10 protein-coding genes are annotated in these 11717 nt (G+C 50.5%); 3 read left to right on the top strand and 7 right to left on the bottom strand.

What is annotated here, in order from left to right:
- Positions 1-12 precede the first annotated feature (12 nt).
- The 6 genes from pgi to K7B67_RS19095 form a co-directional block, all read right to left on the bottom strand.
- A complete protein-coding gene (gene pgi, locus K7B67_RS19120; protein ID WP_252177458.1) occupies positions 13-1656 on the bottom strand; it encodes a glucose-6-phosphate isomerase in 1644 nt (547 codons plus the stop codon).
- A 69-nt stretch (positions 1657-1725) separates the two neighbouring features.
- Positions 1726-2577: a pantoate--beta-alanine ligase gene (gene panC, locus K7B67_RS19115; protein WP_252177457.1), complete on the bottom strand. Its 852-nt coding sequence runs from the start codon at positions 2575-2577 to the stop codon at positions 1726-1728.
- Between the two features lie 121 nt (positions 2578-2698).
- Complete coding sequence (panB, locus tag K7B67_RS19110; protein WP_252177456.1) at positions 2699-3493, bottom strand: 3-methyl-2-oxobutanoate hydroxymethyltransferase; 795 nt, start codon at positions 3491-3493, stop codon at positions 2699-2701.
- Between the two features lie 107 nt (positions 3494-3600).
- Positions 3601-4098, bottom strand: a complete 498-nt coding sequence (folK, locus tag K7B67_RS19105) for a 2-amino-4-hydroxy-6-hydroxymethyldihydropteridine diphosphokinase (RefSeq protein WP_252177455.1) — start codon at positions 4096-4098, stop codon at positions 3601-3603.
- A 20-nt stretch (positions 4099-4118) separates the two neighbouring features.
- Positions 4119-5597, bottom strand: coding sequence for a polynucleotide adenylyltransferase PcnB (gene pcnB, locus K7B67_RS19100; RefSeq protein WP_252177454.1), 1479 nt, complete (start codon positions 5595-5597; stop codon positions 4119-4121).
- A 570-nt stretch (positions 5598-6167) separates the two neighbouring features.
- Positions 6168-7370, bottom strand: coding sequence for a retroviral-like aspartic protease family protein (locus tag K7B67_RS19095; protein ID WP_252177453.1), 1203 nt, complete (start codon positions 7368-7370; stop codon positions 6168-6170).
- 116 nt (positions 7371-7486) lie between these two features.
- Between K7B67_RS19095 and elbB the strand changes: the two genes are divergently transcribed.
- The gene (gene elbB, locus K7B67_RS19090; protein ID WP_252180611.1) at positions 7487-8140 is read left to right on the top strand and encodes an isoprenoid biosynthesis glyoxalase ElbB; all 654 of its coding nucleotides are present in this window, start codon (positions 7487-7489) and stop codon (positions 8138-8140) included.
- A gap of 788 nt (positions 8141-8928) precedes the next feature.
- Here the strand turns inward: elbB and ftnA are convergent.
- The gene (gene ftnA, locus K7B67_RS19085) at positions 8929-9444 is read right to left on the bottom strand and encodes a non-heme ferritin (RefSeq protein ID WP_252177452.1); all 516 of its coding nucleotides are present in this window, start codon (positions 9442-9444) and stop codon (positions 8929-8931) included.
- A 106-nt stretch (positions 9445-9550) separates the two neighbouring features.
- On the opposite strand from ftnA, the gene tenA reads away from it, so the two are divergent.
- Positions 9551-10237 carry a thiaminase II gene (tenA, locus tag K7B67_RS19080; RefSeq protein WP_252177451.1) on the top strand — a complete coding sequence of 229 codons (687 nt, stop codon included), beginning with the start codon at positions 9551-9553 and terminating at the stop codon, positions 10235-10237.
- Between the two features lie 360 nt (positions 10238-10597).
- Positions 10598-11641, top strand: coding sequence for a porin (locus K7B67_RS19075; RefSeq protein ID WP_252177450.1), 1044 nt, complete (start codon positions 10598-10600; stop codon positions 11639-11641).
- The last annotated feature ends 76 nt before the right edge of the window (positions 11642-11717 follow it).

Genomic DNA, 11717 nt, shown 5'->3' with positions numbered 1-11717 from the left:
TTTCAGCCTTAATCAGCTGTTAAAACGCTTGAAACGGTTAACCAGTCCATTGGTGGAACTGTCCTGATCGCAAGTCGCACCGCTCTCTTTCAGGCGATCATAAACCCGGTTGCCCAGCACCTTACCCAGTTCTACGCCCCACTGATCAAAAGAGTTGATTTGCCAGAGGGTTCCCTGGACAAAAACTTTCTGTTCGTAAAGCGCCACCAGGGCACCCACCACTTCCGGAGTGATTTTCTCAGGCACGATCATGTTGTTGGGGCGGTTGCCGGGAATCACTTTGTGAGGGGCCAGGGCATCAACATCGGCACGGCTCATGCCGGCACTGGTTAGCTCGTCACGGACTTCATCGAGATTTTTACCCTGCATCATCGCCTGACTCTGGGCCAGAGCGTTAGCAAAGAGCCACGGATGCTGTTCAGCCAGTGGATTATGGCTGGTGGCCGGAGCAATAAAATCAACAGGAATCAGTCGTGTACCCTGATGCAGCAGCTGGTGATAAGCGTGCTGGTCATTAGTCCCTGTACCACCCCAGATAACGGCACCTGTCTGGTAATCGACGTTGCTGCCGTCCCTGCGGGTCTGCTTGCCATTACTTTCCATATCCATCTGCTGTAAATGGCCGGGGAAGTCTCGCAGGAAGTAATCGTAGGAAATAACAGCCTGGGACTCTGAGCCAAAGTAGTTCTGATACCAGATACCCAGCATACCGAGGATCACCGGCATGTTCTTTTCCAAGGGGGCTGTGGCAAAATGCTTGTCCATCTCCCAGGCCCCTTTGAGCAACTTCTGGAAGTTTTCAAAGCCCACCACCAGGCTGATCATCAGCCCAATGGTGGACCACAGGGAGTAACGACCACCCACCCAGTCCCACAATGGCAGGGTGTTTTCCTGGGCAATGCCAAATTCATCAATGGCTTTCAGGTTGGTGGAAATAGCCACGAAGTGTTTACGAATATCAGATTCGGCACAGCCTTTTGCCAGCATCCAGGCGCGGGCAGCCTGGGCATTTTGTAAGGTTTCCAGCGTGCTAAAGGATTTGGACGCCACGATAAACAGAGTGGTTTCCGGGTCAATCCTGCGGAACACCTCGGAAATTTCGCTGGGATCAATATTGGCGACATAGTGATGCTCAAGCCCTTCGACGTGGTAGGGGGTCAGGGCATTAATCGCTGTCTTCAGGCCCAGGTAGGAGCCGCCAATACCAATGTTGACAATGTGCTTGATGGGTTTGCCGGTGAAACCCTGCCACTCACCCGAGTGCACGGAATCGGTAATGCGTTTCATGCGCTCGTGGGTATCACGAATCTTGGGCATGACGTCTTCGCCATCCACCATGACCGGATCTGTGCCAAAGTTGCGCAGAGCTGTGTGCAGCACGGCACGCTGTTCGGTGTTATTGATTTTCTCACCCCGGAACATGGCCTGAATGGCTTCTGGCAGCCTGGCTTCTTCAGCCATTTTTATCAGGGATGACATTACATCGTCGTTAATCAGGTTCTTGGAGTAATCCAGGAACAGGCCTGCCGCTTCCAGGCTGTAGCGTTCGAATCGATCCTGGTCAGCCGCAAACAGTTCCCGCAGGTGAGTGTCGGCCATCTTGTGTTGCAGAGCTGCCAGTGATGAAGATGAGGCAAGGTGTTTAAGAGGGGTCATGGTCAATTCAACCTCTGAGGGTGAGTGCATACTGCCAGCCGGATAAAATCGTCGGCAGTATTCGAGTCATTACAAGTTGACGGTAATGTTATCAATCAGTCGGGCCTTGCCCAGGTAACCGGCTGCCAGAATCACCAGCTCCTGATCTTCAGGGCCAGCGGGCAGCAGGGTGGCGGTATTGCTGATGTTGAAATAGTCCGGTTTAAATCCAGCCTGGGCCAATTTTGCAAAAGCGTCACGGCGCAACAGGTCATAATCAGACTCACCTGCCAGAATGGCCCTGCGAGCCGATTGCAGGCAGCGGTAAAGCGTGGGGGCTATCTCTTCACGTTCTTCCGGTGTCAGGTAACCGTTACGGGAACTCATGGCCAGTCCGGTGTCTTCGCGGGCAATGGGTGCGCCGACAATCTTAACCGGTATGCACAGGTCTTTGGTCATTTTGCGGATGATGGCCAGCTGCTGAAAGTCTTTTTCTCCGAATACCGCAACATCGGGACGAACAATGTTAAACAGTTTGCTGACCACGGTGGCAATGCCCGTGAAAAAGCCCGGACGGCTTTTGCCGCAGTGCATACCATCCAGCTCCTCGACAGTGACGTGGGTGTGGTGTTCGCTGCCTTCAGGATAAATTTCTGTGGTCTGGGCGGTGTAGAGCAGGTCCACGCCCTGCTCGATCAGCAGCTGCTCATCCTGCTCCATGGTGCGAGGGTAAGAGTCGTAATCTTCGTTTGGGCCAAACTGGAGCGGGTTGACATAAATACTGACGACGACGACATCGCACAGTTCCTGGGCTTTTTCGACCAGGGTCAGGTGACCGCCGTGCAGGTTACCCATGGTCGGCACAAAACCGACGGTTTTACCTTCAGCTCGGCAGGCTGCTACTTCGGTCTGGATTTCAGCAATGGTATGAAGTGTTTTCATAGTGAGAAAGACGGTCAGTGACTTTAAAAAGCCTGTATTTTTGGCCTGTGGCGGTTCTAAGATAGTTTTGATTATCTATTTCAGCCAGATCATTTAGCGAACTGGCGCTCAGTGTAAAGGCTCAATTGAAGCTGTGTTCCGGAGCCGGGAAGGTACCCTCTTTAACTTCCGCAACGTATTGCGCCACGGCTTCCTGCGGGGAGGCAGCGCCTGCCATGTAGTTTTTGACAAACTTGGGCTTGCGGCCCGGAGTCAGGTGGAGCATGTCATGAACCACCAGGATCTGGCCATCGGTTGCGTTTCCGGCACCGATGCCAATAACCGGAATATCAACGGCTTTGGTGATTTCCCGGGCCAGGTCACTGGGTACACACTCCAGTAGCAGCATGGCGGCACCGGAAGCCTGCAAATCAATGGCAGCCTGGATCATGCTGTTGGCTCTTTCCTGTTCCCGGCCCTGAACCTTGTAGCCGCCAAAGACATTGACAAACTGCGGAGTCAGCCCCATGTGGACGCAGACAGGAATGCCCTGTTGCCTGAGGTGGGCGACAATGGGAGGCAACCAGCCTTCACCTTCCAGCTTCACGACTTCGGCGCCAGCCTGCATGATTTTGGCGGCATTGGCGACTGCCTGCTCTTTAGTGGCGTAGGAAGCAAAGGGAAGGTCTACCATGATCATGGCGTCGTGGGCTGCCCGGGTGACACAGCGGGTGTGATAACACATGTCATCGACGGTAACAGGAACGGTACTGTTTTTGCCCTGTATAACATTGCCAAGGGAGTCTCCCACCAGGATGACTTCAACCCCTTGACTGCTGACCAGGTGGGCGAGTGTCGCGTCATAGGCAGTCAGGCTGGTAAATTTTTCGCCGGACTGCTTCATGTCGGCCAGGGTTTTCAGGGTTACTTTAGCCATCTATCAGGACCTTAAGCCTTTAGCGTTAACTGAGGGGTGCTTTGCGGCGGATTATACGCAAAGCAAACGGGTGTGTCAGTGCCTGCCGGGGGACGGGCACCGGAAGCTCATAACCAGGGGTAGTGGGTAGCTATGACTTCAATGCCTGCCGTCCCGACTTCTGCTAACAGCGCAGCCGCTTTGCGGCCATCGGGAAGCGTCAGGTCGGGGTCAATATCCAGCAGTGGGCAGAGGACAAAGTTTCTTACATGCATCTGATAATGGGGCACTGTCAGACGTTCAGATGCAAGGGTGTGGTCACCGTACAGAATGATATCGAGATCCAGTGTCCTGGGCCCCCAGCGCACGGTTCTGACTCTGCCATGGTCATTTTCAATGGCCTGCATGGCGTCCAGCAGTGCCAGTGGTGCGAGTGTGGTTTCAATCCGAACGGCGGCGTTGCAATAGTCAGGCTGTCCCGCCGGGCCTACCGGCTCGCTGATGTAGAGTTTTGAGCAGCCTGATACTTCAATGTCGGGCAGGGAATCAATATCGTCCACGGCTCTTTGCAATTGCAGGCCGGGATTTTCCAGATTGCTGCCCAGGGCGATGTAGACGGTGGTCATATTTCAGCTTCAGTGGTTTATTACGGTTTGTTGACGGGGGGACGCTTGCGTGGGCGGCGTCTTCTCCGTTGCTGATTCCCTCTGCCACGGGGGTGGGAGCGAAGGTCGTGAATCATGCTGTTTCGGTTGTGGTCGGCGGAGGCCTGGATATCAGTCCACCACTGGCCTGCGCCATCCAGTGCTTCACCGGCAGCTTCCCTGAGTACCAGGAAGTCGTAAGCAGCCCTGAACTTGGGGTGCTCCATCAAGGGTTCAATGGTTTTAGGCTGACGGCGTTCCAGACGGTACTGCATTTCCCAGATGTCCCGTATCACCATGGTGAAACGTTTTGGAATCGCAGTGTGGCTGCACTGATTATCCAGCACGGCCATGGCGGCCTGTTGCAGAGCCGGTGCCGGAGGTACACCCTGCTCACGGAGGTCTCTGGCCAGCCGTTGCAGCGGTGCCCACAGGAAGGCTGCAAATATAAAGGCCGGAGTGACCGGTTTGCCACGGGCAATGCGTAAGTCGGTGCTTGCCAGTGCCTCGATAATCAGTTCTTCAGCCCATTCCTCCTCAGCTTCAAGGCTGTGATCTGTTGCCGGGAACAGGTACTGAAGCAGGCTGTACTCACGCATAAGGTGAAAGGTTGTTACCCCTTTGCCTGATTGCAATAGTTTGAGCACTTCGTCAAACAGTCTGGCTGAAGGAATGTCACTGAGCAGGTGGCCCAGGTCGTAGATGGGGTCTGCTGTGGCGGGATCCATATCGAAATCCAGTTTGGCTACAAAGCGCAGGGCCCGCATCATTCGAACCGGGTCTTCGTGGTAGCGTTTAACCGGATCACCAATCAACTTCAACGTCTGGTTTTCAAGGTCCTGAACACCGCCGCAATAATCGATGACAGAGTAATCACGAACGTCGTAATAGAGTGCATTGACGGTAAAGTCCCGACGAATAGCGTCGTCTTTCATGGAGCCGTAAACGTTGTCCCTCAGAATCCGCCCGGAATCGGAGTGCTGGGATTTGTCTCTGCTGTGTTCGATATTCCTGGCTTCAGCATCATGACTGGCTCTGAAGGTGGCTACCTCAATCACTTCGTGACCAAACAGAATATGGACCAGTTTGAATCTTCTGCCAATGATCCGGGAGTTACGAAACAGTCTGCGGACCTGTTCAGGGGTTGCGTTGGTGGTCACGTCAAAGTCTTTGGGGTGAAGATCCAGGTAAAGGTCCCGGATGCAGCCCCCCACCAGGTAGGCTTCGTAGCCATTACTGTTCAGTCGGTGCAGCACTTTCAGGGCATTCTCACTGATCCCCTGTCGTGAAACAGGGTGGTGTTCGCGAGCAATGCGAGTCTGCTCTTCAGAGCGAAAGTCATCAGGCTCCGGAATAGAGTCGGGTTCTGGAAGCTGCGATTCAGAGGATACTGAGTCTCTTTCCGGGGGTGGCTTAAGCCAGAAGTAAGCAGCAAGCGATATGGCCAGCACCACTAAAACGGTGATAATGATGCCTGTCATGATGATTTTTGCATGAAATCTTTGTTGGTTAGTCAGTAAGATCGTCGCGCTGGATCAGAGGTACTGCTCCAGTCTGGCGTACATCATAGCATTTCAGTGGGGGTTGTCAGTAGGGGGTTCTTCAGTAGGTGTTCTTCAGTAGGTGTTCTTCAGTAGGTGTTCTTCAGTAGGTGTTGTTGACACAGGTGCGAACAAGAAAAGAAAAAAGGGGAAAAATCAATTTCCCCTTTGTGACTGGTGAATGATGATTGTTTTTTTTGTCTCACCGAAGTCTGTAAGTGGATGATTTTGCTGGCTACCTGCTCCTTGGTAAACCCAGAGGGTATACCGCAAAATAATCAACTTATCGGTGCCCTTGTTATTGTTATGTGGGCCAAGCTTATTATTTTTATTGTGTGCGCTTATTGTTATTGTTTTGTCAGTATATGGCATGGGTTGTGCCAACTTTTTTAACTTATTGATTTTTAAAGATAAATACTTTTTTTAATGGCGTCAGAGGCGGAAAAGGTTACGAAACTTTGTTACCTTCCCAGCAATTAGGTATTAATGCGTAACACATAGCGGTAGCACTCAGCGAGGTGACAAAATCAGCTGGTTGCGGTCCTGATCAATCTGGAAATGGAACTGGCCCAGTACATTCATGCCCAGCAGCCCTTCTGCAAAAGAGGACTCCAGGTCCAGCCCCGCCACCTCCAGGTCTTTGATAATGTATTGACCCAGGTGCAACTCTTTCACCCGATAGATAGCAGCAAAGGCAACCCCGCTGGCTGTCTTCAAATGGGTATGACCGACCCGGTGGGCCATTTTTTTACGTTTAAGCTCCTTTAATAAAGCATCGGGCAAAGTAGTCAGGCTGGCTCCGGTGTCAATCAGCAGCCGTGACTGGCTTTTGTCCTGAGTCAGCGCGGTGACAATATAGTGATTGCCGTGGGTAAGCAGAGGAATGGCTGAGGCATGCGCCTCTTCGGGCTCTTCCTGTACCGGGGGTAACAGTTCAGACAGTTGCCGGGAAGCCAGTCGGCCAAACTCTTCATCGGTCTGCACCAGCTCCAGCTCGCGAATAGCACTGTTTGAATCCTCTGAAGACAAGTAACCCTGAGCCAGTGCATACCGGTAAAAGGCATACTCAGGTTCCATCGCTGCCAGCTTCTGGAAGAGGGGCAGAGTTTCGTGGAGCTGTCGGGCTTTTTGTCTGTTGTCAAAAAACAGGCGGCTGAGCTTTTGGATTTTGCTGGCTGTCTTTTCCAGCTCATCAGGCTGGCTGGTGAAGGAGCGAGTGCTGATCAGTACTTCAATGGCTTTTTCCGGTTCCTGCTGTTCTGTGTAAAGGTCTGCCAGCTTTTTCAGAAGAACCGGGTTCTGATAATAGTGTTGGGTAAAACGTTCCAGCGCCGCAATGCTGTATTCCCTGTGTTCATACCATTCATCTATTTTTTGCAGCAGGACGGTTTCCAGTCGTTGGCTGAGATCTGAATTCTGTCGCTCCTGTTGTTGAAAAATGACCAGGGCATCATCGTACCGGTAATCATCCAATGCCCGTTCAAAATCAATGATTTCCTGGGGGATGTCGGGCCATTGAAGCGATTTGCTGAAATCTCCACGGGGCAGCCAGTCACGGTAGTCTGACCCTTCGAACGAGTATTTTTTACTCTGGGTAGCCAGTATTTCATGCCACCACCAACCAGTAATCAGGCCAGTGGCGAACATCATAATAGACAAAGTCAGAAGCCTGAGAGCCAGAAGCTTTTTCAATAGTTTGGGGACTCCATTCAATTATTTTTGCTTCAGTCTAGCTCGACTCCGGGGGGTCGTCGAAATAATCTGCTACAGTCCCTGTGTTAACTTTTTGTCTGCCTATCTGTCACGATGGTACGAAATGGAGACTAATGATGAGTAAAAAAGTGGCTGTCATTCTTTCCGGGTCCGGTGTTTTTGACGGCAGCGAAATTCATGAGGCTGTTCTGACCCTGCTCAGCCTTGATCGCCGTGAAGCCAGTTATCAGTGCTTTGCTCCCGATATAGCCCAACACCATGTCATTAATCATATGACCGGCGACGAAATGGCTGAAAGCCGGAATGTGCTGGTGGAAGCGGCCAGGATTGCCCGGGGTGAGATCAGGCCAGTGACGGAGCTGAAGGCTGACGATTTTGATGCCCTGGTTCTGCCCGGCGGTTTTGGAGCGGCGAAAAATTTATCGGATTTTGCTTTCAGTGGCAGTGAGCTCACTGTTCAGAGTGACGTCAGTTTTGCCGTCAAATCTTTCGCAGAAGCCGGAAAACCCGTTGGCTTGATGTGCATTGCCCCCGCTATTGCCGGTCGGATATTTGGTGAGGGCGTTTTAGCCACCATCGGCAACGACGCTGAAACCGCTGCGGCACTGGAGCAAACAGGTGTTAAGCATGTCGAGTGTGCTGTGGATGATATTGTGGTGGATGACCATCACAAACTGGTAACCACGCCCGCCTATATGACTGCCAGAAGCATCAGTGAAGCCGCCCGGGGGATCGACAAGCTGGTTGATCGCATTCTGTCTATGGCCTGATTTCTCGAAGCCCTGTTCTCCCGGACTGGGAGGGCAGGTGTCGTGTACTATCACCGGCTGTTTCTCAAAATCCATCAATAGTAAATATGCTTTATCTACGCGCATTCGTGATATTTAGCTTACTCGTGTTTTGTAGTGCTTCTTACGGGTCTCAGGTTAATACTTATGATGATGGGTATATATGCTCCAATCACACTGCTTCGTATGAAGAATATGAAGATTTCGAACCGAGTCTTTACCGTTTTCTATTGAATTTATTAGCTTCTTTTTCGTTGTATTATGAAAATTTCGGGCAGAGTTTTTATACTGGTTTTGTGGATTTATTAAGCTATCCGCTGCTGTATTATGATGGATTCAGGCTGCCTGTACGAGCGTGTGAAATAGTAGCTATGGCTTTATTAAATTTCTATGTCTCTAAAACCGATAATGCTCATAATTATAAATATATTGTTGTTTTAGTAATAAGTTTGGCATTAGGTTATTTGGGCAGTGCTGCTTATGAGCTAAAGATATTTTTTAATAGGGATGAAAGCATATTATTAGCTTTTCCCAGGTTCATTGCGAAAATGATAGAGCACTTTAAATTTATAGAACATTCCCATCTCCTGGCGAGTCAGTTCTTTACAGGATTGTGTCTTATTTGTTCAGGGCCCATGAAAAGGCCGGCAATGGCAGCCTGTACAAAACATTGGTATTGCCGGGAATGCCTTAGGAAGCAATCACGTCCGTGTCCTTTATGCCATTAGTAACCTGATTTAAAAGCCCTGCCCTCCCTGGCCGGAAGAGTCTCAGGCTGCTGTAACAGGAGGCATGGAAGCCATCATTTTCGACACTTCCTGATCGATAAAGTAAAGCCCCTTGCCTTCAAAGCCAATCATATCGATTTTATCCAGAATGCCTTTAAACAACTTCTCTTCTTCGTGCTGCTCGGATACATACCATTGCAGGAATTGAAAGGTACTGTAATCCTTTTCAGTAAAGGCCGTGTGTGCCAGTTCGTTGATACAACGGGTGACCTCGCACTCGTGCTCATAGGTGCGCAGGAAAATATCCCTTACCGACTCATACTGGCAGGGAGGTGCATCAATGGCACCAATAATGGCCATGGCACCTGTCTCATTTACGTAGTTAAAGAGCTTTTGCATATGCTCCATTTCTTCCCGGGCGTGGCGGCGCAAAAATTCGGTGCAGCCATCAAGCCCCTGCGCTTCGCACCAGGAAGCCATCTGTAGATAAAGATTGGAAGAGTAAAACTCAAGATTAATCTGGTCGTTGAGTTTGTCGACCATGGTTTGGGTCAGCATGGGTGATACCTGTTTATGCGAAAAGGCGAATTATACGGCTTGGTGCTCTGGTTGAACATTCGGGGTATCCTTTCGCCTTCTTTTAACACTATTTACGAGCTGAGTGATGACTTCTCCCTTTGATCGCCCTGATACGCTTTACTGCAAAATGAAAACGGCCTGTGCAGACGACTGGCACCGCTATTGCCACCACGAGTTTGTTCAGGGTATTGCCGACGGCACCTTGCCTCTGGAAAGTTTTAAACATTACTTGCAACAGGATTATCTGTTCCTGATTCATTTCGCCAGAGCCTATGCCCTGGCTGTTTACAAGGCTGAGAATCTTGAGGATATGAGAGCGGCTTCTGGCTCCGTGGCCGGGATTCTTTCAGAGATGAATCTCCATCTGGAGTATTGCGCACAGTGGGGAATGACTGAGCAGGATGTGGTCAGCCAGCCAGAAGCCCGGGCCAATATGGCCTATACCCGCTATGTGCTTGAGCGGGGAATGGCCGGGGATATCCTGGATCTCCAGACGGCGCTTTCTCCCTGTTCGGTGGGCTATGCCGAGATTGGTCTGAGGCTGATCAATGACCCGGCCACTAAAAGAGAAGGCAACCCCTATTGGAAATGGATCCAAACCTACGGGGGAGAGGACTTTGTGCAGGGGGCTGTCAAACAGGTTGAAGCGATTGAAAAGCTGGCCGCCAGTCGTTTTTCTGAAGGGCGAATGGACTCACTCTGTCGTACTTTCCAGGAAGCTACCCGTCTGGAAATTGGTTTCTGGGACATGGGGTTGAATCGGACTTTTTAACAAAAATTGAGTGTTTTCTTAGACAGGTTTTACTCGATTTCTAAAAAATTTACGTAATGCCCAGTGTTAAATAATTAAGACATAAGGGCAAGATGGAGGATTTTTTGAGTAGTTTTACCTACCCCTCAATGGTTGTGGTTGTAGTTATCCCTAGTCGTGTAAGTGCAAACAATTGGCAAGACTGAAAATTGGATGATCGTATCACTTTTATTGATGTGACGATCGTCCCATAGCCTATAAGAATCCGCATACAACTGCTGGGTCATAGAATCACGTTAGATAGTTCATGATCGCATATTAAAAAGCAGAACAAGATCAACACAACACAACACAACACATTGAGTCAGGAGTTTAGTGATTATGCAGAAGAAACTGCTTGCCACTTTAGTAGCATCTCTCGTTGCCGGTCAGGCAATGGCCCTGGAAGTTTACAACGACGGCGTTAACAGCGTAGAAATCGGCGGTCGTGTAGGCATGGTGACCGGCGATGAAGACGGTGGTCACGACAACGGCCTGAGCGACGACGGTTCCCGTGTTAACTTCAAGTTCGCTCACAACTTCCAGAGCGGCTGGACCGGTACTGGTACTGTTGAGTGGGGCTATAACCCACAGTCTACAGACAACATCGAATTCTCCAACCGTCTGGGTAACGTTGGTCTGAAACACGACCAGTACGGTGCTTTCCTATTTGGTAAGCAATGGTCTGCCTTCTACGATGTAGCTGGCTGGACTGACATCTTTGCTGTCGGTGGTTCTGACTACGTGGGTACCAAAGGTATCTACGACAATGGTCACTTCCTGGGTACTGCCCGTGCTGATGACGCCCTGAGCTATCGTAAGAGCTTCGGCGGTCTGAACGTTGCTGTACAGACTCAGCTGGAAGGTACAGGTGAAGTCAACAGAGTTACTGATATCACTCGTGAAAAAAGCTACGGCATCGCTGTTAGCTACGACCTGCCATTCGGTCTGTCTTTGGGTGCTGCGCACAACGAAACTTACCTGAAAGACATGGACAACACCAAAGCCAGCCTTGTTAGTGCTAAATTCGCTGCGGGTCAGTTCATGCTGGCAGCTAACTACGGTGAGTACACAAACTCTGTAAAATTCGATGCAGTTGAAGCTGACACTACTTTCGTTTCTGAAAAGGCTAAAGCGGCAGAAGTTGTAGGTACCTATGCTCTGGACGCTGTAGTAGAAGGTCTGCTTCTGGAAGCCGGTTACACCCAGATTACTGACGAAACCGAGCTCAGCAAAGCTGAACAAAAAGGCTACGTAGCTGGTGTTGTTTACACTACTGGTCCAATGGAATTCGCTGTTGAGTACAAAGATGCGACCAAAGCTAACCGCGCTGGTACCGAAACAGACAGCGACACCTTGGGTGCTTCTGTTCGCTACTACTTCTAATCTACAGAAGCCAGTCAGCCTGACAGTATGCAGTATTTGAGAAGGCTTATTCTGCTGACTCAGACTCTGTCAAAAA

This window comes from Endozoicomonas sp. 4G (assembly GCF_023822025.1).
In the GTDB taxonomy this organism is placed as follows: domain Bacteria; phylum Pseudomonadota; class Gammaproteobacteria; order Pseudomonadales; family Endozoicomonadaceae; genus Endozoicomonas_A.
Note: the sequence above shows the minus strand (reverse complement) of the source record. Positions and strands in the feature narration are given on the sequence as shown.